The sequence below is a fragment of the Pseudomonas sp. Ors-4-3C genome (genome assembly GCF_055755035.1).
Genome location: NZ_CM146900.1, coordinates 2250931 through 2276015, shown reverse-complemented (window position 1 = coordinate 2276015; position 25085 = coordinate 2250931). Strand labels below are relative to the sequence as shown.

Here is a 25085-nt window from a genome sequence, read left to right as displayed (position 1 = left end):
CGCCAGGCGCTTCACTGAAACGCACACTTTGTACTGCACCAAGGTCCAGTCATGACGTCTGAGAACAAACCGCTGCACCATGCAGCGTTGAATTTGCCACACCTCCACCAGAGCACCCTGGTCGAGCGCTTTGCGATACCCGGTCTGGTGCTGGCATTCGTGGTCTTTTATCTGCTGCCACTGATGACCCACGGTCTGTGGATTCCCGATGAAACCCGTTATGGCCAGATCAGCCAGGAAATGCTTCTGAGCGGCAACTGGGTGGCGCCGCATTTCATGGGCATCCGCTACTTCGAAAAACCGATTGCCGGCTACTGGATGATCGCCATCGGCCAGGCCATTTTCGGTGAAAACCTGTTCGGCGTACGCATTGCCTCGGCGCTCAGCACCGGCGTAAGCGTGTGGCTGGCCTACGTATTGGCCCGTCGCCTGTGGAACAACCCGCGAATCAGCGCAGCATGCGCCCTCCTTTATATGAGCTTCGGCCTGATTGCAGGTCAGGCCGGCTATGCCAACCTCGATCCGCAGTTCACCCTGTGGGTCAACCTCAGTCTGGTGGCGATCTGGTTTGCCATCGACAGCACCACCCCGCGCGCGCGCCTGGGCGGCTGGGCGTTGTTGGGCCTCGCTTGTGGCATGGGCCTGATGACCAAAGGTTTCCTCGCCCTGATGCTGCCAGTGCTGATCGCCCTGCCCTACATGATCTGGCAGCGACGCTTTGGCGAGCTGGTGCGTTATGGTCTGGTCGCCGTTGCGGTGGCCGCCCTGGTCAGCGTGCCATGGGCACTGGCCGTGCATTACCGTGAACCGGATTTCTGGCGGTTCTTCTTCTGGCACGAACACATCCGCCGCTTTGCCGCCGGCGAAGACGCACAGCATGCACGGCCATGGTGGTTCTATCTGCCGCTGCTGTTCGCCGCCACCTTGCCATGGGCATTGCTGCTGCCTTCGACGCTGTTGCGCACCTGGCGCGAAAAGCGTGACCCGAAAATCGCCTTCCTGGCTTTGTGGTTCCTGCTGCCCCTGGCGTTTTTCAGCGCGAGCAGCGGCAAACTGCCGACCTACATCATGCCGTGCCTGCTGCCATTGGCCCTGTTGATGGGCTACACCGTGATGAACTGGCTCGCTGACCAGAACGGCCGCGTCTTGCGTACCAACGGTGTGGTCAACGTGGTGCTGGCCGGCGCCGCGCTGGTGGCGCTGATTTATCTGCAAGCGACCCGTGAAATCTATGCAAACACTGAGATGTTCAGCCTGTCGCTGGCCTACATCGTATTGCTCGGCTGGATCATTGCCGGTTCGCTGCAAGCCTTGCGACCACTGACGCTGTGGGCGATGCCGGCGCTGGGCATCGGCCTGCTTGTCGCGCTGCTACCCGCTGCAATGCCGGCGACCATCGTCAACAGCAAGATGCCGGATCAGTTCATCGCCGAGCATCAGCAGGAACTCAGCCAGACCAGCTCGTTGCTGAGCAACGACCTGGGCGCCGCTTCTGCGTTGTCATGGCGCTTGCGCCGCCCGCAAGTCGACCTGTTCAACACCGTTGGCGAGCTCAAGTACGGCCTCGATGACCCGGCCATGGCTTCACGCAAGGTCAGCCTGGAAGGTGTTGGCCAATGGATGACCGAAGCGCGCAAGAAAGGCTCGGTGGGCGTAGTAATGCGCGTCAACAGCACATCGGACGCGCAACAACTTGAACTGCTGCCAATAGACGGCAAGCACTACCGCCGTGGCCAAATCGAAATCCTCATCTTCAGTCAGAGCCAGCCATGACCCAGACCAGGACTGAACGGAGGCAGTTGCTGCTTCTGCTGGCAGCGACTGCCCTGCTTTTACTGCTTGGCCTGGGCAGTCGTGAGCTGTGGGGGCCGGAGACCCGTTGGGCCAACATCGCGTTGCAGATGCTGCAAAGCGGCGACTATTTCGACCCCTATCTCAAGGGCAGCCCCTACTACGACAAGCCGCTGCTGTCGTACTGGCTGATCACCGCCACCTCGTGGTTCACCGGCGGACTGGGGCATTGGTCGTTGCGCCTGTCATCGGTGATTTCCGCGTGGTTCAGCGTATGGCTGGTGTACCTGATCGGCGAGCAACTGTTTCGCAAAGGCACCGGGCTGATCGCCGGCTGGATGCTGGCGACCACGTTCTACTTCGTGTTCTGGGCGCGAGTCGCCACCGCCGACATCCTCACCGTTTGCGGTGTACTGGCGGCCGTCTGGTGGTACTGGCGTGGCCCGGATGACACGCGGTTCTGGCGCTACGTGGTGTTCTTCGGCCTGCTGTCGCTGACATCGCTGTTCAAAGGCCTGATCGGTTTCATCCTGCCCGGCCTGGTGCTGCTGCCGCACCTGCTCAGCGAACACCGCTGGAAACGTCACCTGAACCTGCGCCTGCTGGGTGCTCTGCTGATCGCCGGGGCGTTCTACATGACGCCGTTCCTGTTGTCCCACCTCTACGGTGCGCCCAACTACGAACAGAGCGGCCTCGGCCTGGTGCTGCGCGAAAACGTCGTGCGGTTTTTCCAGCCATTCGATCAATTCGGGCCGATTTACACCTACTTGATCTACCTGCCGGTCTACACCCTGCCCTGGGCACCGTGCTGGTTGATCGCCTTGTGGGTGGCCGCGCGCAACTGGAAGCACATCGAACCGGACACCCGCTGGCTGATTCAAGGGCTCGCGTTGCTGATGCTGTTCTTCACCGCGTGTGGCAGTCGCCGCAGCTATTACGTCCTGCCGTTGGTGCCCTTCGCGCAACTGCTGGGTGCCTGGTGGGTGACCCGGCGCATGGCCGCTCGCAACAGCGCAGGTCGTGGTCTGAAGATCGGCTTCGCTGTCACCACGGTGTTGCTCGCCGCGATCCTGGGGGTGCTTTACCCGTGGACCAACAGCGGCGGCGGTGTTATCCGCTTCGGCGAGCAGGTTCGCGAACAGGCCAGTCAGCAGGCACCGTTGAATCAATGGCGGATGGTCATGATCGAGGTCGACAACAAAGTGCCGATGTACCTGCAAACCGGTGGTGCACCGTTCTACTACGTACCGGAAACGATCCAGGACTTCCCGCACAATGGCGACACCGCGACGCTGATCGCCTGGCTGGAAAGAACCAGCGGGGAACATTGGGATCCGCAACGCACGATTTTCGTCGCGCAATACCGTTCCGGTGATGCCGTGCCACTGGATGCGCTGAAGGCTGATCACCAGGTCATCACCACCATGCCCACCCGTGGCGAGCAGCTATTCCACGGGCGTGAAGACCAGAGCGTGGCCTACATCCCCCACTCCTGAGCAATGACGTTAAGACAAAAGTGGAAAGTCGCGGTAAATTTGAATGGCAATGACAAGTATTAACGGCTTCTTTGACGTTTTTTTCTCATTTGCCACCCTACATTGCCGCGACTCGACACTTGCAAATCGTTCGCATTGTTTCCTGCGAGGGTTTGCTCATAACGTCTAAAAACAGGAGCTGCCCGAATGAATCCACGCCTTCCATCCTTCTTCAAGCGCGCATTGCTGGCCACCGCATTGCTCGGCACCGGGCAGGCGTTTGCCGCCGACTCGGTGGGTCTGGTGGTTTACAACGCGCAGCATGAAACGCTGACCAAGGCCTGGGTGGCCGGGTTCACCGAAGAAACCGGGATCCCGGTGACCATTCGCAATGGCGATGACACCGAAATGGGCAACCAGCTCGTGCAGGAAGGCGCCGCCTCGCCGGCAGACGTATTCCTCACTGAGAACTCCCCGGCGATGGTGCTGGTGGACAATGCCAAACTGTTCGCCCCACTGGCGCCCGCGACCCTTGAGCAAGTCGATTCCGCCTACCGTCCGGCCCACGGCAATTGGGTCGGCATCGCTGCCCGTTCCACCGTGTTTGTCTACAACCCGAACAAGCTGACTGAAAAAGACCTGCCCAAATCCCTGCTAGACCTTGCCACCCCGGCATGGAAAGGCCGCTGGGCCGCCTCCCCGGCTGGCGCGGATTTCCAGGCAATTGTCGCCGCCGTCCTGCAACAGAAAGGCGAAGCCGCCACGCTGGAATGGCTCAAGGGCATGAAGACCAATGCAACCATCTATCGCGGCAACAGCGCGGTGCTCAAAGCGGTGAACGCCGGGCAGATCGACAGCGGTGTGATCTATCACTATTACAGCTTCGTTGATCAGTCGAAGACCGGCGAAAACAGCAAAAACACCAAGCTGTACTACTTCAAACATCAGGATCCGGGCGCGTTCGTCAGCACCTCCGGCGCTGGCGTCCTGGCATCGAGCAAGCATCCGGAGCAGGCGCAGGCGTTCGTCAAATACATCACCAGCAAGGAAGGTCAGGAAGTTCTCGAAACCGGCACCTCCTTCGAATACGCCGTGGGCAAAGACGCGCCGTCCAATCCGAAGCTGACCCCGCTGAAAACCCTCGATGCGCCGAAAGTCGATGCTTCGACCCTCGACAGCAAAAAAGCCGTCGAGCTGATGACCCAGGCCGGATTGCTCTAAGTGATGCCCGAAACCTTGCCTGCACCGGCCGTTGCGACGGCCCCCGCCAGCCTCCTCCACCCTGCCCGCAGGCTTGGCGGGCGCGGCGGCTCGTGGGTGGTGACCTCGGCGGTGCTGGTGTCATTGTTGTCACTGCTGCCGATTGCGTTCGTGATCGGCGTGTCGTGGTACACCGGTTGGGCAACCATCGAAGCCATGATATTTCGCCCGCGGGTCGGCGAATTGCTGATCAACACCGTGCTGCTGGTGCTGATCACCCTGCCATTGTGCATCGTGCTCGGGACAACCCTGGCCTGGCTGACCGAACGCAGCAACCTGCCCGGCCGACGCTTGTGGTCAGTGCTGGCGGTCGCACCGTTGGCCGTGCCGGCGTTCGTCCACAGTTACGCGTGGGTCAGCCTGATTCCATCGATCCACGGTCTGCCCGCCGGCGTGCTGGTGTCGGTGATCGCGTATTTCCCGTTTCTGTATTTGCCGATTGCCGCGACCTTGCGTCGTCTCGATCCGGCGATTGAAGACGTTGCGCAATCCTTGGGACTCAAGCCTTGGGCGGTGTTCTTTCGGGTGGTGTTGCCGCAATTGCGCCTGGCAATCTGCGGTGGAGCCTTGTTGGTCGGTCTGCATTTGCTGGCCGAGTACGGCTTGTACGCGATGATCCGTTTCGACACCTTCACCACGGCGATCTTCGATCAGTTCAAATCGACCTTCAACGGCCCGGCCGCCAACATGCTCGCCGGGGTTCTGGCGCTGTGCTGTCTGGCGATGCTCACGGCTGAATCCGCCGCCCGTGGCCAGGCGCGGTATGCGCGAGTCGGGTCCGGCAGCGCCCGGGATCAGCGCAGCGTACAACTGGGGCGCGGCGCGACATCTTTGGCGTTACTCCTGCAAACGCTGACCTGCCTGCTGGCGCTCGGTGTGCCGTTGCTGACACTGGGCCGCTGGCTGGTGGCCGGTGGTGTGCAGGTCTGGCAAGGCGACGAGTTAATGCCGGCCCTGCTGCAGACGTTGTCGTATGGCGTGGCCGGCGCGTTGTTGACCAGCGTCGCGGCGATTCCCATTGCATGGCTGTCAATCCGCTCTCCGGGCAAACTGCAGCGCTTGCTGGAAGGCTGCAATTACATCACCAGTTCGCTACCCGGCATTGTCGTTGCGTTGGCGTTGGTCACCGTGACCATTCATTTCGCCCGGCCGATCTACCAGACCACCATCACCGTGCTCTTGGCCTATCTGCTGATGTTCCTGCCGCGGGCGCTGGTCAGTCTGCGCGCCGGTTTCGCACAGGCCCCGGTCGAACTGGAAAACATCGCGCAAAGCCTTGGCCGCTCGCCGTTGCGCGCATTGTGGCTGATCACCGTGCGCCTGGCGGCTCCCGGCGCGGCGGCAGGGGCGGCCCTGGTATTTCTGGCAATCACCAATGAACTGACCGCGACCCTGCTGCTCGCGCCCAACGGCACGCGCACCCTCGCCACTGGCTTCTGGGCGATGACCAGCGAAATCGATTACGCCGCCGCAGCGCCCTACGCGCTCTTGATGATCCTGCTTTCCCTGCCGCTGACGGCCATTCTCTATCACCAATCCAGGCGTACCGCTGGCCGATGAACGCTCTCGAACTGCTCAACCTCAGTAAAACCTTCGGCGCACAAAAGGCGCTCGATGACGTCAGCCTCAACGTGCCGACCGGCAGCCGCACGGTGATCGTCGGCCCCTCCGGTTCCGGCAAGACCACGCTGTTGCGGATGATCGCCGGGTTCGAGTTTCCCGACAGCGGCAGCCTCACGCTCAACGGCCAGACGCTGGTCGACCGCAGTCACGCGGTGCCGGCCTATCAACGGCAGATCGGCTACGTCCCGCAGGACGGCGCGTTGTTCCCGCACATGACGGTGGCGGCGAATATCGGTTTCGGCCTGGCCCTGACCGGCGCCGCGCGCCAGCAACGCATTCTGCAATTGATGGACAGCGTCGCGCTGGACGCCAACATGGCCAACCGTTGGCCGCACGAATTGTCTGGTGGTCAGCAACAGCGCGTATCCCTGGCCCGGGCACTGGCGCAACAACCACGGCTGATGCTGCTCGACGAGCCGTTCTCTGCCCTCGACACCGGTTTGCGCAGTGCCATGCGCAAAATGGTCGCGCGCCTGCTCGAAGACGCCGGCGTCACCACCATTCTGGTGACCCACGATCAGAGCGAAGCGTTGTCGTTTGCCGATCAATTGGCGGTGATGCGCAACGGCCGGCTGGTGCAGTCCGGGCATCCGATGGATCTCTACCGCTTTCCGAATGATGAGCAGACTGCGCACTTTCTCGGCGAAGCGGTGGTGCTGCCCGCGCGGATCGAGGCAGGTTGGGCGCATTGCGATCTGGGTCTGGTGGCGGTGAACAGCAACGGTTTCAGCGGCGCCGCGCAGATCATGCTGCGCCCCGAACAATTGCAGATCGCCGAAGTCGCGTCTGACAGTCAAGGCTGCCACGCGCTGGTCACCGACCGCGATTTTGCCGGCAATACCTGCACCTTGACAGTCGAACTGAGCTCATCCGCGACTCAGGATCCGGCCCGTTCGATTCTAGTGCGCAGCTCGGGCATGCACGCGCCGCCCGCCGGCAGCGCGGTGCAACTGTCGGTGCTCGGTGCGGCGCATGTGTTTGGCCTGAACTGATCAGAGATCGAAGCGATCCACCGCCCGCCGCCGCTCGTTGTCATCGCGCACATCGTAGTTGGCGGTGGTCTGGATGTTGCTGTGGTGCGCGAGTTTCTGCGCGATCGACAGGTCGTGCTCCTCGATCACCCGGGTGATGAACGAGCGACGGAAATCGTGGGGCATGATCTTCACCCCGACCTGCGTCCCGCGCTGACGGGCGATGTAATAGATCGCGTGCTTGGTGATGCGCTCGCGGGTGATGTGGCTGCCACGGCGGATGCGGTTGAACAGGAAGGCATCGTCGCTCTCGCCTTCCTTGAGCTGTGAACGGCGCAGTTCGAGCCAGGCATTGAGCTTGCTGAACGCCCATGCCGGTGCGTATTTGATCAACTGCTTGTTGCCCTTGGCGGTGACGCACAGGCTGCGCTCGCTGAAGTCGACCTGATTCAGGTCCAGATCCACCGACTCCGACTTGCGCATGCCAGTGCCGTACAGCAACGCGATGATTGCCGCATCGCGCAGGCCCTGTGGGCGTGGGTCGGCGGCGCAGACTTCCATCAATTCGTGAATCAGCGTGCGCTTGAGATTGCGCCCCTGGGACAGCCGCGTGCCGGCGATGCCCTTGACCGAGCGCATTTTCAACAGATGTTCCTGGCTGATCAGGCTCATGCGCCAGGCTTCATTCATGACCCCGCGCACGGCATTCACATACAACGAAGAAGTGTTGGGTGCGTAGTTGTCTGCGCGCAATGCCGCCACCAGTGCGACAACATCTTCGGGTTGCAAGGCATGCCAGGGAATCTCTTCGACATTCATGTCTTCAAAACCCAGGCGATCGGCCGCATCTTGCAGCACGTAGCGCATAGTGAGCTGGCTGGAAGGCGCCAAACGCGCGAGGTACAGGCTCATCGGGTTGGGCTTTGGAACGACCGGGGTTGCAGCAACTAAATCAATCAAACGATAAACCTTGAGTAAAAAACGTACAGCACTACAACAACTAACAAATGCAATGTACTTGAAGTAAAGAAGGTACTAGGGCCGCACTGTCCGACAAAAAACTGCGATGGACGGTAGAAGCCTGAACAGCGGCTGTATAAGTGACAGATAAACGATTCGCCAACCGGTTTTTCATGTTCCTTTCACAAAAACCGGCATAACCTTAATTCCCATCGGTTCGGTAGTGGCTTTGCCCAACCTGCCGGGCAAATCGTGAAAAGTCAATCGATCCCGACGTCATGCTTTTTTTGCCAAGTTATTGATGCAGGAGTGCTTTTCTGCGTCTACGCTGAGGTTGGATCCAACGATTCCGTGAATTCATCCTTTATTTTTTTTGCAATGAGGTGCCCATGAGTCAGGCGTTTCTCCCCTTCTCTCGCCCGAGTATCGGCGATGAGGAAATTGCCGCCGTAGAGCAGGTGTTGCGCTCGGGCTGGATCACGACGGGGCCGAAAAACCAGGCACTCGAAGAGCAGTTTGCGCAGTATGTCGGTTGCAAGCACGCGGTAGCCTTGTCTTCGGCCACCGGCGGCATGCACATCACGCTGCTGGCCCTGGGCATCGGCCCGGGCGACGAAGTCATCACCCCGTCGCAGACCTGGGTCTCGACCGCCAACATGATCTCCCTGCTGGGCGCCAAACCGGTATTCGTCGATGTCGACCGCGACACGTTGATGACCGACGCTGCGCGCATCGAAGCGGCCATCACCCCGCGGACCAAGGCAATCATTCCGGTGCACTATGCCGGCGCAGCGTTCGATCTCGATCCGCTGTATGCCCTCGCCGACAAGCACGGCATCCCGGTCATCGAAGACGCCGCCCACGCTGCCGGAACCCGCTACAAGGGGCGTCACGTCGGCTCGCAAGGCACGGCGATCTTCTCGTTCCATGCGATCAAGAACATGACCTGTGCCGAAGGCGCGATGTTCGTCACCGACGACGAAGCCCTCGCCAGCCGTGTGCGCATGCTCAAATTCCACGGCCTGGGCGTCGACGCCTACGACCGTCTGACCGGTGGCCGCAAGCCGCAGGCGCAAGTGATGGAGCCGGGCTTCAAGTACAACCTCGCCGACGTCAACGCCGCGATTGCCCTGGTGCAACTGCAGCGTCTGGACGAAATCAACGCCCGTCGCACTGAACTGGCTACGAGCTATCTGCAGAAGTTCGAAGGCTTGCCAGTGCAACCGCTGGCCCTGCCCGACTACGCCCAGCAACACGCCTGGCACCTGTTCATCCTGCGCATCGACAGCGAGCGTTGCGGCATGGATCGCGAAGCTTTCATGAAAGCTTTGCAGGATCAGGGCATCGGTACCGGTATCCATTTCATTGCCACCCACCTGCACACCTGGTATCGCCAGCGTGACCCCGACCTCTACCTGCCCAACACCGAATGGAACTCGGCGCGGCTGTGCTCGATTCCGCTGTTCCCCGACATGACCGATCAAGACCTTGACCGTGTTGTCGGTGCCATCGCACAAATCATGGAAAAACGCCTGTGAAACCTTATCCAATCCGCAGTGTGTCGATCGTCATCCCGGTCTACAACGAGCAGGAAAGCCTGCCCGAGCTGCTGCGTCGTACCGAGGCGGCCTGCCGCCAGTTGCATCACGACTTCGAAATCGTGCTGGTCGACGACGGCAGCCGCGACGAATCGGCGAACATGCTCGAAGAAGCCGCCGGGCGTGAAAACAGCCCGTTCGTGGCGGTCATTCTCAACCGCAACTATGGTCAGCACGCCGCGATCATGGCCGGTTTCGAACAGTGCAAGGGCGACGTGGTCATCACCATCGACGCCGACCTGCAGAACCCGCCGGAAGAAATCCCACGGCTGGTGGCCGAAGCCGAAAAAGGTTACGACGTGGTCGGTACCGTGCGCGGCAATCGGCAGGACTCGGCGCTGCGCCGGTATCCGTCGAAGCTGATCAACCTTGCCGTGCAGCGCTCCACCGGCGTTGCCATGAGCGACTACGGCTGCATGCTGCGCGCCTACCGCCGCAACATCATCGACGCGATGCTCGCCTGCCGTGAGCGCAGCACGTTCATCCCGATCCTGGCCAACAGCTTCGCCCGTCATACCACCGAAATCGTCGTGGCCCACGCCGAGCGTGAACACGGCGACTCGAAATACAGCCCGATGCGCCTGATCAACCTGATGTTCGATCTGGTCACCTGCATGACCACCACCCCGCTGCGCTTGCTCAGCATCGTCGGCTTCGCCATGGCCGGTCTGGGTGTGCTGTTCGCCGTCGCACTGATCATTCTGCGTCTGGCGTTCGGTGCCGGCTGGGCGGGCGGCGGTACCTTCGTACTGTTCGCCGTACTGTTCGTGTTCACCGGTGGCCAGTTCATCGGCATGGGGCTGCTGGGTGAATACCTGGGCCGCATGTACAGCGATGTGCGCGCCCGTCCGCGTTTCTTCATCGAAAAGGTGTTGCGCAGCCAGCCGGCCGATCCGGCCCCTGCCGTCACCGTTGATGGTCTTTCTTCTACCGCTAATTCTTCCACTTCCGATCAGGTTCTCTCATGAGTGCAAAAACTGTTGTCTTCGCCTACCACGATATTGGCTGCGCCGGCATTGAAGCCCTGCTCAACAGCGGCTTTGACATTGCAGCAGTGTTCACTCACGCCGATGATCCGAAAGAAAACGCGTTCTATGCGTCGGTTGCACAACTGTGCGCGAACAAAGGCATTCCGGTACACGCGCCGGAAGACGCCAACCACCCACTGTGGATCGAGCGCATCGCCAAGCTGGACCCGGAGTACATTTTCTCCTTCTACTACCGCAACCTGCTGAGCGAGCCACTGCTGGCCCTGGCGAAAAAAGGCGCGTTCAACCTGCACGGTTCGCTGTTGCCACGTTATCGCGGTCGCGCTCCGGCAAACTGGGTGCTGGTCAACGGCGAAACCGAAACCGGCGTCACCCTGCACCGTATGGTCAAGCGCGCTGATGCTGGCGCGATCGTTGCCCAGCAACGCGTGGCCATCGAGCGCAGCGACACCGGTCTGACCCTGCACGCCAAATTGCGCACAGCCGCCAGCGACCTGCTGCGCGACACCCTGCCGAACATGCTGCAAGGCAAGATCACTGAAACCCCGCAAGACGAATCCAAAGCCACCGTGTTCGGTCGCCGCACCCCAGCGGACGGCAAACTGGTCTGGGCCAAACCGGCCGAAGAACTGTTCAACCTGGTGCGCGCCGTCACCCGACCTTACCCGGGCGCCTTCTGCGCCGTGGGCGAGCACAAACTGATCGTCTGGAGCGCTGAAGTCGTCAAGGGCAACGAAGGCCAGGCGCCAGGTCGCGTGATCAGCGTCGATCCGCTGCGCATTGCCTGCGGCCAAGACTCGCTGGTGATCAACGCCGGTCAGCGCAACGACAACGGTCTGTACCTCAGCGGCCCGCAACTGGCCAACGAACTGGGTCTGGTGGATGGCTCGTTGCTGCGCGGCGCCGAATCCGGTCGTGCGCCACGTCGTACTCGCGTACTGATCCTGGGCGTCAACGGTTTCATCGGTAACCACCTGTCCGAGCGCCTGCTGCGTGACGACCGCTACGAAGTCTACGGTCTGGACATCGGCTCCGACGCCATCGAGCGTCTGCGCAGCCACCCGAACTTCCACTTCGTCGAAGGCGACATCAGCATTCACTCCGAGTGGATCGAGTACCACATCAAGAAGTGCGACGTGGTCCTGCCGCTGGTGGCCATCGCCACCCCGATCGAATACACCCGCAACCCACTGCGCGTATTCGAGCTGGACTTCGAAGAAAACCTGAAACTGGTTCGCTACTGCGTCAAGTACAACAAGCGCGTGATCTTTCCGTCCACTTCGGAAGTCTATGGCATGTGCCAGGACAAGAACTTCGACGAAGACAGCTCGAACCTGATCGTCGGCCCGATCAACAAGCAGCGCTGGATCTACTCGGTCTCCAAGCAACTGCTGGACCGCGTGATCTGGGCTTACGGCGCCAAAGGCCTGAACTTCACCCTGTTCCGTCCGTTCAACTGGATGGGCCCGCGTCTGGACCGTCTGGATTCGGCGCGTATCGGCAGCTCCCGCGCCATCACCCAGCTGATTCTGAACCTGGTGGAAGGCACGCCGATCCGTCTGTTCGACGGTGGCGAGCAGAAGCGTTGCTTCACCGACATCGCTGACGGCGTCGAGGCGCTGGCGCGGATCATCGACAACGACAACGATGTCTGCAACGGCCAGATCATCAACATCGGCAACCCGGACAACGAAGCCAGCATCCGTCAGTTGGGCGAAGAGCTGCTGCGTCAGTTCGAAGCGCACCCGCTGCGTCACAACTTCCCTCCGTTCGCCGGTTTCCGCGACGTGGAAAGCAAGGCGTTCTACGGTGCCGGTTACCAGGACGTGGAACACCGCAAGCCAAGCATCGCCAACGCCAAGCGCCTGCTGAACTGGGAGCCGACCGTGGAAATGCGCGAGACCATCGGCAACACCCTGGACTTCTTCCTGCGTGAAGCCATGCTCGAAATCGCGGACAAGAAGTAATGCAGGCAGGTCTTCGTATCGATGTCGACACCTACCGTGGCACCCGTGAAGGTGTGCCGCGGCTGCTGGAGATGCTCGACGAGGCGCAGGTCAAGGCAACGTTTTTCTTCAGTGTCGGCCCAGACAACATGGGTCGACATCTGTGGCGCCTGATCCGCCCGCAGTTCCTCTGGAAAATGCTGCGCTCCAACGCTGCCGGCCTCTACGGCTGGGACATTTTGCTGGCCGGCACTGCCTGGCCCGGCAAACCGATTGGCCGTGATCTCGGGCACCTGATGCGTCAGGCCCGGGACGCCGGTCACGAAGTCGGCCTGCACGCCTGGGATCACCATGGCTGGCAGGCCAACGCCGGGCGTTGGAGCGATGCCCAACTGATCGAACAGATTCGTCAGGGCGTCGACACGTTGAGCGACATCCTCGGAGAAAAGATCCAGTGTTCGGCCGCCGCCGGTTGGCGTGCGGACGAGCGCGTGATCGAGGCCAAACAGACCTTCGGCTTTCGCTACAACAGCGATTGCCGCGGGCAGAGCCTGTTCCGTCCGCTGCTGGCGGACGGCACGCCGGGGACTCCGCAGATTCCGGTGGACCTGCCGACCTTCGACGAAGTCGTCGGCCCGCACGTGGCGGCGAAGGACTTCAACGCCTTCATCCTCGACCGGTTCCAGGCGCAAGCTCTCAACGTCTACACCATTCATGCCGAAGTAGAAGGGATTCTGATGGCTCAGGATTTTCGTCAATTGCTGGCCGATGCACGCCAGCGCAACATTGACTTCAAACCCTTGGGTGACTTGTTGCCCGAGTTCTTCAACACGTTGCCCGTAGGCCGCGTACAACGCGGTGCGCTCGAAGGCCGTGAAGGCTGGCTGGGAGTGCAAGGCGCATGACCAGACGCTGGGCACTGCCGCTGTTGATCGGCCTCTGTCTGCTGGCCTATCTGTTGCCGTTGCACACCCATGGCCTGTGGATCCCCGACGAAACCCGCTACGCACAGATCAGCCAGGACATGCTGCTCAGTGGCAACTGGGTATCGCCGCATTTCATGGGGCTGCGTTATTTCGAGAAACCGATTGCCGGCTACTGGATGATTGCCATCGGCCAGGAATTGTTCGGGCAGAACCTGTTCGGCGTGCGCTTCGCGTCGGCCCTCAGCACCGTTTTGAGTGTGCTGCTGGCCTACCTGGTCGCGCGCAGGCTATGGAACGATCCGCGCAAGAGCTTCGTCTGCGCCCTGCTCTACATGAGCTTCACGGTCGTCGCCGGCCAGGCCGGATACGCCAACCTTGATCCGCAATTCACCTTCTGGGTCAACCTGAGCCTGGTGGCGCTGTGGTTTGCGCTCGACGGCCGCAGCACCGGGCAACGTCTGGGCGCCTGGGCGGTGTTGGGGCTGGCCTGCGGCATGGGTTTCATGACCAAGGGCTTTCTCGCTTGGTTGTTGCCGGTATTGATCGCATTGCCGTGGATGCTTTGGCAGAAACGCTGGCGTGAACTGCTGGTGTTCGGTCCGGTGGCGATTGCCATCGCGATCATCGTCAGCTTGCCGTGGGCACTGGCGGTGCACGCGCAGGAGCCGGATTACTGGCGGTTCTTCTTTTGGCACGAACACATACGCCGCTTTGCCGGTGACGATGCGCAGCACGATGCACCGTGGTGGTTTTACCTGCCGCTGCTGGTGGCGTTCAGCCTGCCGTGGGTCGGTCTGTTGCCGACCGCGTTCAAGCAAGCCTGGCAAACCCGTGCCCAGCCGAAAATGGTCTTCCTGCTGTTGTGGCTGTGGCTGCCGCTGGGCTTTTTCAGCCTGAGCAACGGCAAGCTGCCGACCTACATCCTGCCGTGCCTGCTGCCATTGGCACTGCTGCTGGGCAATGCGCTGGCTGATCGCCTGCGTCTTGAACAAGGTCGGGCGCTGGGGATCAACGGTCTGCTGAACCTGCTGCTGGGTGTGGTCACGCTGATCGCACTGGTTTATCTGCAACTGAACAAACCGGTGTACGACCATGAACTGCACAGCATGGTGCTGGTGTTCATCGCCCTGATCGGCTGGATCATCGCCAACCTCGCTCAAGCGTTCCTGCCGCTGCAATGCTGGGCGGCGCCGGCGCTGGGCAGTCTGTTGCTGGCCGGGATCCTGCCTGCGGCATTGCCCAAGTCGGTGGTGGCCAACAAGACCCCGGATCAGTTCGTCCGTCATCACGTCACTGAACTGTCCGGCGCTACGCATCTGCTGAGCAACGATCTGGGCGCGGCGGCGGCACTGGCCTGGCGCATGAAACAACCGGAGGTCGCACTGTACAACACGGTCGGCGAACTCAAGTACGGTCTGTCCTACCCGGAAGGCGCCGAGCGCCGACTCACCAAGGACAACGTTCAACAATGGGTACGCGAAGCGCGCCGCAGCGGATCGGTCGGTGTGCTGATGCGCGTCAAGGGCCAGGACGAGCTCGAAGAGCTGGACCTGCTGCCCAAGGACGGTACCCGTTACGAATCGGGCAATCTGGTGATCATGGTGCTGCCCAAGGATCCGTCATGAGCTGGTTGCTGTTACTGACGGCGTGTCTGCTGACGTGCCTGGGGCAAGTCGCGCAGAAATTCGCCGTGGAGAGCTGGCGCGGCGTTGATTCGTCCTGGGCCGACAAACTGCGTTCGCCATGGTTGTGGCTGGCGCTGGTTTCTCTCGGCAGCGGGCTGCTGGTGTGGCTGCTGGTGTTGCAACGTCTTGAAGTGGGCATCGCTTACCCGATGCTCAGCCTCAACTTCGTGCTGATCACCCTGATTGCCCGCTTCGTCTTTCGCGAGCCCATCGACCGCCAGCATTGGCTGGGCGTGGCGCTGGTGATCGGCGGCGTGGTTTTGCTGGGGCAACAGTCATGAACAAGGCACGTGGTATCGGTTTCGCCCTCGCCAGCGTGGGGTTGGTCAGCAGTGCCCAACTGGGCATGCGCTGGAGCATGACGCGCCTGCCGCAACCGGAACAATGGCTGACGGCGCTGAGCGCCGGCAGTGTCGATCTGTCGGCACTGGCGGTGGTGCTGGTGGCAATTTTCGCCTACGCCCTGTCGATGCTCTGCTGGCTCGCGGCATTGCGCGATCTGCCGCTGGGCCGGGCTTATTCACTATTGAGCATCAGCTACGCGCTGGTGTACCTGCTGGCGGCCAGTCTGCCGCTGTTCAACGAATCGTTCAGTTTCACTAAATCGCTGGGCGTGGCACTGGTCATGCTCGGGGTCATCACTATTAACACTCGTCCGTCTCGTGCGCCCGAATTCAGGAGTGCTCCATGAAAATCACAGTATTTGGTAGCGGTTATGTTGGCCTGGTGCAGGCCGCCGTGTTGGCCGAAGTCGGTCACGACGTCGTGTGCATGGACATCGATCAGAAGAAAGTCGAACTGCTGCGCCAGGGTCACGTCAGTATCTTTGAACCGGGCCTGTCGAGCCTGGTACGCGAAGGCCTGGACTCCAGCCGCCTGCATTTCACCTCCGATGAAAAACTCGCCGTACAACACGGTCGCGTCGCGTTCATCGCCGTGGGTACACCGTCCAGTGAAGACGGCTCGGCCGATCTGAAATACGTGCTGTCGGTGGGTGACGCCGTGGCGCGCCACCGTGAGCAGCCGCTGATCCTGGTGGAGAAATCCACCGTGCCGGTCGGCACCGGCGACACCCTGCGTGCACACATTCAAGCCGCGCTGGACAAGGCCGGTCGTGAGCTGCAGTTCGATATCGTGTCCAACCCGGAATTTCTCAAGGAAGGTTCGGCGGTGTCCGACTGCCGTCGTCCGGACCGCATCGTCATCGGCTGCGAAGGTGACGAAGTGCGCGACGTGATGCGCGACCTGTACTCGCCGTTCAACCGCAACCACGACCGCATCATGTTCATGGACCTGCGCAGCGCCGAGCTGACCAAATACGCCGCCAACTGCATGCTGGCGACCAAGATCAGCTTCATCAACCAGATCGCCGAACTGGCCGAACACCTGGGCGCCGACATCGAGTCGGTCCGTCAGGGCATCGGTGCCGACACGCGCATCGGTTACCACTTCATCTACCCGGGCTGCGGTTACGGCGGTTCGTGCTTCCCGAAAGACATGCGCGCGCTGATCCACAGTGCCGAACAGGCGCATTGCTCCAGCGATCTGCTGCAAGCGGTCGAGGCGATCAACGAGCGGCAGAAGCACAAGCTGTTCGACCGCATCAACGCGTTCTACAAGGGTGATCTGCGCGGCAAGACCTTCGCCCTGTGGGGCCTGGCGTTCAAGCCGAACACCGACGACATGCGCGACGCACCGAGCCGTGTCCTGCTCGATTCGCTGTTCGCCGCTGGCGCCAGCGTTCGTGCGTTCGACCCGGAAGCGATGCAGGAAACCCAGCATCTGTATCCGAACGAAGAAAAACTGATGCTGATGGGCACTCCGGAATCGGTGCTGTCGGGTTCCGATGCGCTGATCATCTGCACCGAATGGCAGCAGTTCAAGGCGCCGGATTTCGACCTGATCGAGCAGCGACTGAAAGCCCCGGTGATCTTCGACGGCCGCAACCTGTACGACGCCGAGCGTCTGGCGCGCAACGGCTTCAAGTACTTCCCGATCGGCCGTGGTGATTCGCGCAAACTGCCGATCCCGCTGCAACAGTGGCCTAACAAAGCGGACGTCGCTTGATCACGTTGTCGCCTGTCATCCGCCGGCAGTCCCTGATCGCAGGGCTGCTGGCGCTGTTGCTGTTCATAGCCGGGGTTTACGGACAGGCTCCCATTGGCTTCGATTCACGGTTCGTACTGTTTGCCCAGGAAATGCTGAGACACGGGCCGACCGTATTCCCGACCACTTACGGTCAACCTTACGCCGACTATTCAGCGCTCTCGACACTGTTCATCTGGCTGTTGTCATTGCCCTTCGGCGCGATCAACACCCTGACGGCATGGCTGCCGAGCGCCATTGCCGGCGGCGTGATCGTGACGTTGATGTATCGCTTGCTGGCGGTGCATTCGCAGCGTTGGGCCTTGATCAGCATTGCGCTGTTGATGCTCACCAGCACCTTCGTCACCGAAGTGCGCGCCGTGTCGCAAGACCTGATGCTCGCCGCCGTGGCGCTGTCGGTGTTTTACCTGGGCTACGCGCACGACCATTTCGGCTCGCGCCGTCGCTGGCCGCTGATCTTTATCCTGTTGTTGCTGGGCTTCGGCATTCGCGGGCCCATCGGCCTGGTGGTGCCGACCGGCATGCTCTGCAGTTACTACTTGCTCAACCGCGAGTGGAAACGGCTTTTCGTGTTCGGTGTGCTGGCGTCGATCCTACTCGCTGCATGCGTCGGCCTGCTGTTGTGGCTGGCTAAACTCAGCGGTGGCGAGGCATTCCTGCAAGACGTGATTCGTATGCAGTTCATGGGGCGCATGGACGGCAGCGAAGGCGTCAGCGGTTCGCTGTATTACTTCACCAGCTCCATGGGCAATTACGCACTGGCGTATCCGCTGGCGATACTGGCGTTGGCCGCGACCTGGCTGAGCAAGCCGCATCAGCGCGGGCCGGCCTTGCGTCTGGTGCAATACTGCGCGGCCGCCGGGCTGATCGTCATGGTCGGTCTGTCGATTCCACAGGCGAAGAAGGCGCGTTACCTGCTGCCGATGTTGCCGATGGCGGCGATCATCGCGGCGTACCCGTTCCAGGTTGTGCACGGTCGGGTGTTCCGCGTATTGCGTGGGGTAATTCAAGGAATCTGGCTGGTGACGCCGGGGCTGTTGATGGTGGCCCTGCTGGTTGCCAAGCGCCGCTTTCCCGAGCAGCTCGACGGCATCACCCTGGTGCTGATCGTGCTCGGCGTTCTGCAATTGCTCGCGTTGTCGCGTCTGATGATCCCGCGCTGGCGTGCCGAAGTGCTGGCGCTGTGTTCGGTATTGGCGTTGTGGACGGTGTATGCCGCGGTGTTCGAACCGGTAGAGCGACGTCTGTACGACACGCAGGCGTTCAGTCGCGCCGCCTTCGCGCAGGTGCAGCAGAACCCGGCACCGCTGGTGCTGCACGGCATGGGCAAAGACGCCAAGGCGATCAAGTTCATGGTCAACGTCGAGCAGGATCTGCAACCGCAGTTCACCGAAACAGTCCAGCAACTCGAAGCCCTCAAGGGCCCGGCCTGGCTGATGATGGACAGCAAGGACCTGCAATCGCTACAGGGCACCCCGCTGGCCGGCTTGCAACCCGTGCTGACGGGGCGTTTCGACAAGAACGATTACGTGCTGTTGTATCTGAAGCCCTTGTAGGAACTGATTGAGGCTGCGATCTTTTGCGCTTTCAGGAAAAAGATCGCAGCCTGCGGCAGCTCCTACAGGGATTTTTACCATGAGTTTTGTTGTACGCCGGGCGCGGCAGAATGATGCCGCCGCCCTCCCCGCCATCGAACGCTCGGCCGCCGAGCTGTTTCGCACAGATCCGACCCTCGCCTGGCTTGCCGATACCGACGTGGCAAGCGCCGCGCAACACCGCCAAGCCATCGACAATGCCCACGTCTGGGTCGCCGAAACCACCTCGGCGCAACTCGCAGGTTTTATCCGCGCGCTGGATTTCGACAACTTGCTGCACATTGAAGAACTGTCGGTCAGCCTCGCGTTTCAGGGACAAGGCGTGGGTCGTCAACTGCTGCTGGCCGCGATTGAACATGCCCGCTGCGAGCAAATGCGCGCGGTGACCCTGACCACGTTTCGCGACGTGCCGTGGAATGCGCCGTTTTATCAGCGGATGGGGTTTGTGGAAGTCGCACCCGGTGAGCACGAAGCGCATTTGCTCGATGCTCTGCAGAAAGAAATCGAGCATGGCTTTGCCGCCGAGCGACGCTGCGCCATGCACCTGCCCCTCTATTGATAACACCGCCGCTCCCACAAGGGGATTTACGCTGTGTCAGGTTGACCGCTGAGCGGGACCCGGTGAGGATGGCAAGGCTCACCCGCGCATTCTGAAATAAGGACATTGATCTCTTCGTGGCCACCTACTCCCGCCTGATCCGCCGACTGATGATCACCTCGCTGAGTATCGTCATCAGCCGTGCCCTGATCAGTCCGCTGCTGACCTTGTTTCTCAGCAACAAACTGGGCCTTAACCCGCAGGACGTCGGTCTGCTGTTGGGCATCGCCGTGTTCAGTGCCACGCTGTTGTCGCTGTACGGCGGCTACATCATCGATCGCCTCGACAAGCGTCAGCTGTTGATCCTGACCATGCTTTCCAGCGGTGTCGGCCTGATGCTACTGACCTTCGCGCAGAATCTGTACCTGGTCACGCTGGTGCTGATCATCAGTGAAACGGCGTCGGCGTTGTTCCTGATCTGCTCCAAAGCGATGCTCAGTGAAAACCTGCCGGTCGGCCAGCGGGTCAAGGCGTTTTCGTTGAACTACACGCTGACCAACATCGGCTACGCCGTCGGCCCGATGATCGGCGTGGTGATTGCCGGCGTTCAGCCTTCAGCGCCGTTTATTGTCGCGGGGCTGATTGCTGCCGGCAGCGTTTTCCTGCTTATGGGTGTGTCTCGCGAGGCCAGTCCGCTGTCGCAGGTCAGCCAACCGCAGAGTTTCCTGAACACCCTGATCATCCTGAAAAACGACCGCACGATGATCCTGTTCACCTTTGGTTGCCTGCTCAGCACGCTGGTTCACGGTCGCTTCACCTTGTACCTGTCGCAGTACCTGCTGGTGACCCACACGCAGGATCAGACACTCGACACCATGGCCGCCCTGCTCGCCTGCAACGCGATCACGGTGATCCTGCTGCAGTACCAGATCGGGCGATTCCTCAAACGTGAGCACCTGCGCTACTGGATTGCCGGCGGCACCGCGTTGTTCATCGTCGGTCTGATCGGCTTCAGCCTGGCCGACAGTCTGGTCGGCTGGTGCGTGGCGATGTTCATCTTCACCCTCGGCGAGATGATCATTTACCCGGCGGATTTCCTCTTCGTCGACACCCTGGCCCCGGAAGAACTGCGCGGCAGTTACTACGGTGCGCAGAACCTCGCGGCGTTAGGCGGCGCGCTGAGTCCAATGATGTGCGGGTTCCTGTTGATGCACACGCCGGCGCCGAGCATGTTCTACGCCTTGAGCGCCCTGGCGGCGCTGGGTGGGTATCTGTGTTTTGTCAGTGGGCGCCGTGTGGCGACAATTCAAAAATAATGCACTGAAGCAGCATTTATATGAATTTGTCAGCATCGACTTTGCACGGCACACTGTACGCGTTCCTCCCCCAATAGTTGGAACGCTTCGAGGACTTTCCGAAACGGACAAGTCCTTTTTTTTGCCCCGAATTTACCGCAAGGACCCGATGTACATGCTCGCTCGCTGGTTGCCCGCCGCCATCAACACTCGCCCCACCGAATGGAGCCGCGCCGCGATCGGCATGGCGCTGGGCACCTTGTTCAGCGTCTGGGCATGCAGTCAGGTGTTCGGCATTGAGGTCGCGTATCACCTGATCGGGCCGTTGGGCGCCTCAGCGGTGTTGCTGTTTGCCGTCTCTTCGGGCGCCCTCGCTCAACCGTGGTCGATCATCGGCGGCTACCTGTGCGCCAGCGTTGTCGCGCTGCTGGTCGCCCACGTCCTCGGTCGCACCTTGGGCAGCGCCTGTCTGGCGGCGGGCATCGCGTTGATTCTGATGTGCTGGCTGCGTTGCCTGCACCCACCGGCCGGTGCGCTCGCGCTGACGCTGGTGCTGGCCGATCCCGCCACCATCGCCATGGACTGGAAAGCCATGGAATCGGTGATGCTCGCCGCTGCGTGCATGCTGCTCAGCGCGCTGGCCTACAACAACCTGACCCGCATCCGCTACCCGAAGCGCCCGGCCGAGCCTGCGCCGCTGCTGGCTCCCGTCGACAGCCAGTCAATTACCGCCGAAGATTTGAAACGGGCACTGGCCGACATGGAAGCCTTTATCGACGTCACCCCCGAAGACCTCGAACAATTGATCCACGCCAGCGAGCTGCACGCCAAACGCCGCAGCATCGGTGAAGTCTTCTCCTGACACCCCACACTCCCTGTAGGAGCTGTCGAGTGCAACGAGGCTGCGATCTTTCAAGATCAAAAGATCGCAGCCTTCGGCAGCTCCTACACCAGCAGATGTCGATTCTTCCCTAAGGCAAAAACGCAAACTCCCCCTGCACATATCCCCGTTGTACACGGCAAATTTGCACTGTTACGATCGGTCAACGCTCGCGCGCGAGCTTCTCGAATAAAGACAATAAAAGCAGGGAGTTAGTGATGACTGCTCAGGCTTCATCCCCGCGGACGCCGTCCATGGATGCCACACGAAACGAAGTGCTGGCCGAGGTTCGCAATCACATCGGTCACCTGACCCTCAACCGCCCCGCCGGTCTCAACGCCATCACCCTCGACATGGTTCGTCAGTTGCAGCAGCAACTCGATGCCTGGGCCACTGACACCGACGTGCGTGCCGTTGTTTTGCGCGGTGCCGGTGACAAGGCTTTCTGTGCCGGTGGCGATATCCGTTCGCTGTACGACAGCTTCAAAAGCGGCGACACATTGCACGAAGATTTCTTCGTCGAGGAATACGCCCTCGACCTGACCATTCATCATTACCGCAAACCGGTGCTGGCCTTGATGGACGGTTTCGTCCTGGGCGGCGGCATGGGCCTGGTGCAAGGTGCGGATCTGCGGGTGGTCACCGAAAAGAGTCGTCTGGCGATGCCGGAAGTGGCGATCGGTTATTTCCCCGATGTCGGCGGCAGTTATTTCCTCTCGCGGATTCCCGGTGAACTGGGGATCTATCTGGGCGTCAGCGGTGTGCAGATTCGTGCGGCCGATGCGTTGTACTGCGGGCTGGCCGACTGGTTTGTCGACAGCAGCAAACTGGCGAGCCTCGACGAACAACTCGATCACCTGGAATGGCGCGATACGCCGCTCAAGGATCTGCAGAGCCTGCTCGCGAAAAATGGCGTGCAAACCCTGGCCGATGCACCGCTGGAGAAATTGCGCCCGGCCATCGACCATTTCTTCGCCCTGCCGGACGTGCCGAGCATTGTCGAGCAACTGCGCGCGGTCACCGTTGCCGACAGTCATGAGTGGGCAACCACTACCGCGGATCTGCTGGACAGCCGCTCGCCACTGGCGATGGCCGTGACCCTGGAGATGCTGCGTCGCGGCCGGCACCTGAGTCTGGAACACTGCTTCGCCCTCGAACTGCATCTGGATCGCCAGTGGTTCGAACGCGGCGACCTGATCGAGGGCGTGCGCGCCCTGCTGATCGACAAGGACAAGACACCTCGCTGGAACCCGCCGACCCTTGCTGCGCTGGACGCCGGGCATGTCGCGAGTTTCTTTCACGGTTTTACTGAGAGCGGGAGCTGAGCCATGCACGATCTCGAACTGACTGAAGAGCAAGTGATGATCCGCGACATGGCCCGGGACTTCGCCCGCGGCGAAATCGCGCCCCATGCGCAAGCCTGGGAAAAGGCCGGCTGGATCGACGACGCGCTGGTGGCGAAGATGGGCGAGCTCGGTTTGCTCGGCATGGTGGTGCCCGAGGAATGGGGCGGCACCTACGTCGATTACGTGGCCTATGCGCTGGCGGTGGAAGAAATTTCTGCCGGCGACGGTGCCACCGGTGCCTTCATGAGCATTCACAACTCGGTGGGCTGCGGCCCGGTCATGAACTACGGCAGCGAAGCGCAGAAACAGACCTGGCTGGCGGATCTCGCCAGTGGCCAGACGATTGGCTGCTTCTGCCTCACCGAACCGCAGGCCGGCTCCGAGGCGCACAACCTGCGCACCCGCGCCGAACTGCGTGACGGCCAGTGGGTGATCAACGGCGCCAAGCAATTCGTCAGCAATGGCAAACGGGCGAAACTGGCGATCGTGTTTGCGGTGACCGACCCGGATCTGGGCAAGAAAGGCATTTCTGCGTTCCTGGTGCCCACCGATACTGCGGGTTTCATCGTCGATCGCACCGAACACAAGATGGGCATCCGCGCTTCCGACACCTGTGCGGTGACGTTGAACAACTGCAGCATTCCCGAAGCCAATCTCCTCGGCGAACGTGGCAAGGGCCTGGCGATTGCCTTGTCCAACCTCGAAGGCGGACGCATCGGCATCGCTGCGCAGGCCTTGGGCATCGCCCGGGCGGCATTCGAAGCGGCGCTGGTGTATTCCCGCGATCGTATCCAGTTCGGCAAGCCGATCAACGAACACCAGAGCATCGCCAACCTGCTGGCCGACATGCACATGCAAATCAACGCGGCGCGACTGATGATCCTGCACGCGGCGCGCCTGCGCACAGCGGGCAAGCCGTGCCTGTCGGAGGCTTCACAGGCCAAACTGTTCGCGTCGGAGATGGCCGAGAAAGTCTGCTCCTCGGCGATTCAGATTCATGGCGGGTATGGGTATCTGGAGGATTATCCGGTCGAGAAGTACTACCGCGATGCGCGGATTACCCAGATCTATGAAGGCTCGAGCGAGATTCAGCGGATGGTGATTGCTCGGGAATTGAAGAACTACCCGCTGTAAAAGCAAAAGATCGCAGCCTTCGGCAGCTCCTACAGGAAACCGGTGTAGGAGCTGCCGAAGGCTGCGATCTTTTGATATTGCCTCAAAAGCTTCGCGAGCAAGCTCGCTCCCACACTGGATCTGTGTCGTACACAAATCCAGTGTGGGAGCGAGCTTGCTCGCGAAGACGTCAGCCAAGACGATGCATTACTTACCTGTAAACTCCGGCGCACGTTTCGCGACAAACGCCGCCATCCCTTCTTTCTGATCCTGGGTGGCAAACGCCGCATGGAACACCCGACGCTCGAAGCGCACGCCTTCAGTCAGGTTGACCTCAAAGGCGCGGTTGACGCTTTCCTTGACCATCATCGCAATCGGCAGCGATTTGCTGGCGATCACCGCGGCGACTTTCAGCGCCTCGTCGAGCAATTCATCACTCGGCACGATCCGCGCAACGATGCCGCAACGTTCAGCTTCCACCGCATCGATCATCCGCCCGCTGAGGCACATTTCCATGGCCTTGGCCTTGCCCACGGCGCGGGTCAGGCGCTGGGTGCCGCCCATGCCCGGGAGCACGCCGAGGTTGATTTCCGGTTGGCCGAATTTGGCGTTGTCGCCGGCGAGGATGAAGTCGCACATCAGCGCCAGTTCGCAGCCGCCACCGAGGGCGAAGCCGTTGACCGCAGCGATGATCGGCTTGCGTCGGTTGGCCACGCGGTCGCTATCGCTGAACAGGTCGTCCATGTAGATCTGCGGATAGGTGAGTTCGGCCATTTCCTTGATGTCGGCGCCGGCGGCGAAAGCTTTCTTCGAACCGGTGATGACGATGCAACCGATGTTCGCGTCGGCTTCCAGGCCGTCGAGGGCGTGGTTCACTTCACTGACCAGTTGCGCGTTCAGGGCGTTCAGCGCCTGTGGTCGGTTCAGCGTGATCAAGCCGACGCGGCCGTGGTTTTCCAGCAGAATCGTTTCGTAAGTCATGGGCAAG

21 protein-coding genes are annotated in these 25085 nt (G+C 61.1%); 19 read left to right on the top strand and 2 right to left on the bottom strand.

Going from position 1 to position 25085, the window contains the following annotated elements; all coding sequences use genetic code 11:
* Positions 1-51: 51 nt before the first annotated feature.
* The 5 genes from arnT (ACVHNU_RS10035) (at position 52) to ACVHNU_RS10015 (ending at position 7141) form a co-directional block, all read left to right on the top strand.
* Positions 52-1773, top strand: coding sequence for a lipid IV(A) 4-amino-4-deoxy-L-arabinosyltransferase (gene arnT, locus ACVHNU_RS10035; protein WP_473019603.1), 1722 nt, complete (start codon positions 52-54; stop codon positions 1771-1773).
* The gene (locus ACVHNU_RS10030; protein WP_473019602.1) at positions 1770-3287 is read left to right on the top strand and encodes an ArnT family glycosyltransferase; all 1518 of its coding nucleotides are present in this window, start codon (positions 1770-1772) and stop codon (positions 3285-3287) included. The genes arnT (ACVHNU_RS10035) and ACVHNU_RS10030 overlap by 4 nt, the downstream gene beginning before the upstream one ends.
* A 186-nt stretch (positions 3288-3473) precedes the next feature.
* On the top strand, positions 3474-4487 hold the full coding sequence (locus ACVHNU_RS10025) for an iron ABC transporter substrate-binding protein (protein WP_473019601.1): 1014 nt from the start codon (positions 3474-3476) through the stop codon (positions 4485-4487).
* Positions 4488-4490: 3 nt separating this feature from the next.
* Complete coding sequence (locus ACVHNU_RS10020; protein WP_262141198.1) at positions 4491-6086, top strand: ABC transporter permease; 1596 nt, start codon at positions 4491-4493, stop codon at positions 6084-6086.
* Positions 6083-7141, top strand: a complete 1059-nt coding sequence (locus ACVHNU_RS10015; protein WP_473019600.1) for an ABC transporter ATP-binding protein — start codon at positions 6083-6085, stop codon at positions 7139-7141. The genes ACVHNU_RS10020 and ACVHNU_RS10015 overlap by 4 nt, the downstream gene beginning before the upstream one ends.
* On the opposite strand, the gene ACVHNU_RS10010 is transcribed toward ACVHNU_RS10015, so the two are convergent.
* The gene (locus ACVHNU_RS10010) at positions 7142-8032 is read right to left on the bottom strand and encodes a site-specific integrase (protein ID WP_003224736.1); all 891 of its coding nucleotides are present in this window, start codon (positions 8030-8032) and stop codon (positions 7142-7144) included.
* Between the two features lie 437 nt (positions 8033-8469).
* On the opposite strand from ACVHNU_RS10010, the gene arnB reads away from it, so the two are divergent.
* The 14 genes from arnB to ACVHNU_RS09940 all read left to right on the top strand — a co-directional run bounded on the left by arnB (position 8470) and on the right by ACVHNU_RS09940 (position 24118).
* Complete coding sequence (arnB, locus tag ACVHNU_RS10005; protein WP_103483385.1) at positions 8470-9618, top strand: UDP-4-amino-4-deoxy-L-arabinose aminotransferase; 1149 nt, start codon at positions 8470-8472, stop codon at positions 9616-9618.
* Positions 9615-10646, top strand: a complete 1032-nt coding sequence (arnC, locus tag ACVHNU_RS10000; protein ID WP_201137718.1) for an undecaprenyl-phosphate 4-deoxy-4-formamido-L-arabinose transferase — start codon at positions 9615-9617, stop codon at positions 10644-10646. Before arnB ends, arnC begins: the two co-directional genes overlap by 4 nt.
* Complete coding sequence (gene arnA / locus ACVHNU_RS09995; RefSeq protein ID WP_003224731.1) at positions 10643-12634, top strand: bifunctional UDP-4-amino-4-deoxy-L-arabinose formyltransferase/UDP-glucuronic acid oxidase ArnA; 1992 nt, start codon at positions 10643-10645, stop codon at positions 12632-12634. Before arnC ends, arnA begins: the two co-directional genes overlap by 4 nt.
* Positions 12634-13518 carry a 4-deoxy-4-formamido-L-arabinose-phosphoundecaprenol deformylase gene (arnD, locus tag ACVHNU_RS09990; protein ID WP_103483384.1) on the top strand — a complete coding sequence of 295 codons (885 nt, stop codon included), beginning with the start codon at positions 12634-12636 and terminating at the stop codon, positions 13516-13518. The genes arnA and arnD overlap by 1 nt, the downstream gene beginning before the upstream one ends.
* Positions 13515-15164, top strand: a complete 1650-nt coding sequence (arnT, locus tag ACVHNU_RS09985) for a lipid IV(A) 4-amino-4-deoxy-L-arabinosyltransferase (RefSeq protein ID WP_473019599.1) — start codon at positions 13515-13517, stop codon at positions 15162-15164. Before arnD ends, arnT (ACVHNU_RS09985) begins: the two co-directional genes overlap by 4 nt.
* Entirely contained in the window at positions 15161-15505 is a 345-nt protein-coding gene (gene arnE, locus ACVHNU_RS09980) for a 4-amino-4-deoxy-L-arabinose-phosphoundecaprenol flippase subunit ArnE (RefSeq protein WP_003224726.1), read from the top strand. Before arnT (ACVHNU_RS09985) ends, arnE begins: the two co-directional genes overlap by 4 nt.
* The gene (gene arnF / locus ACVHNU_RS09975; RefSeq protein WP_003224724.1) at positions 15502-15915 is read left to right on the top strand and encodes a 4-amino-4-deoxy-L-arabinose-phosphoundecaprenol flippase subunit ArnF; all 414 of its coding nucleotides are present in this window, start codon (positions 15502-15504) and stop codon (positions 15913-15915) included. The genes arnE and arnF overlap by 4 nt, the downstream gene beginning before the upstream one ends.
* Positions 15912-17291: a UDP-glucose dehydrogenase family protein gene (locus ACVHNU_RS09970; protein WP_003224722.1), complete on the top strand. Its 1380-nt coding sequence runs from the start codon at positions 15912-15914 to the stop codon at positions 17289-17291. The genes arnF and ACVHNU_RS09970 overlap by 4 nt, the downstream gene beginning before the upstream one ends.
* Positions 17288-18886 carry an ArnT family glycosyltransferase gene (locus tag ACVHNU_RS09965; RefSeq protein ID WP_473019598.1) on the top strand — a complete coding sequence of 533 codons (1599 nt, stop codon included), beginning with the start codon at positions 17288-17290 and terminating at the stop codon, positions 18884-18886. The genes ACVHNU_RS09970 and ACVHNU_RS09965 overlap by 4 nt, the downstream gene beginning before the upstream one ends.
* Positions 18887-18965: 79 nt before the next feature.
* The gene (locus ACVHNU_RS09960) at positions 18966-19484 is read left to right on the top strand and encodes a GNAT family N-acetyltransferase (protein WP_262141191.1); all 519 of its coding nucleotides are present in this window, start codon (positions 18966-18968) and stop codon (positions 19482-19484) included.
* A 116-nt stretch (positions 19485-19600) separates the two neighbouring features.
* Positions 19601-20779 carry an MFS transporter gene (locus ACVHNU_RS09955; protein ID WP_473019597.1) on the top strand — a complete coding sequence of 393 codons (1179 nt, stop codon included), beginning with the start codon at positions 19601-19603 and terminating at the stop codon, positions 20777-20779.
* Positions 20780-20933: 154 nt separating this feature from the next.
* Positions 20934-21620, top strand: coding sequence for an HPP family protein (locus ACVHNU_RS09950; protein WP_473019596.1), 687 nt, complete (start codon positions 20934-20936; stop codon positions 21618-21620).
* A gap of 236 nt (positions 21621-21856) precedes the next feature.
* On the top strand, positions 21857-22963 hold the full coding sequence (locus tag ACVHNU_RS09945; RefSeq protein WP_473019595.1) for an enoyl-CoA hydratase/isomerase family protein: 1107 nt from the start codon (positions 21857-21859) through the stop codon (positions 22961-22963).
* A gap of 3 nt (positions 22964-22966) precedes the next feature.
* Positions 22967-24118 (top strand): acyl-CoA dehydrogenase family protein, encoded by a 1152-nt coding sequence (locus ACVHNU_RS09940; protein ID WP_473019594.1) that lies wholly within the window; start codon positions 22967-22969, stop codon positions 24116-24118.
* A gap of 186 nt (positions 24119-24304) precedes the next feature.
* Here ACVHNU_RS09940 and ACVHNU_RS09935 read toward each other — a convergent pair whose 3' ends face one another.
* Positions 24305-25078, bottom strand: a complete 774-nt coding sequence (locus ACVHNU_RS09935; protein ID WP_123586292.1) for an enoyl-CoA hydratase — start codon at positions 25076-25078, stop codon at positions 24305-24307.
* Positions 25079-25085 lie beyond the last annotated feature (7 nt).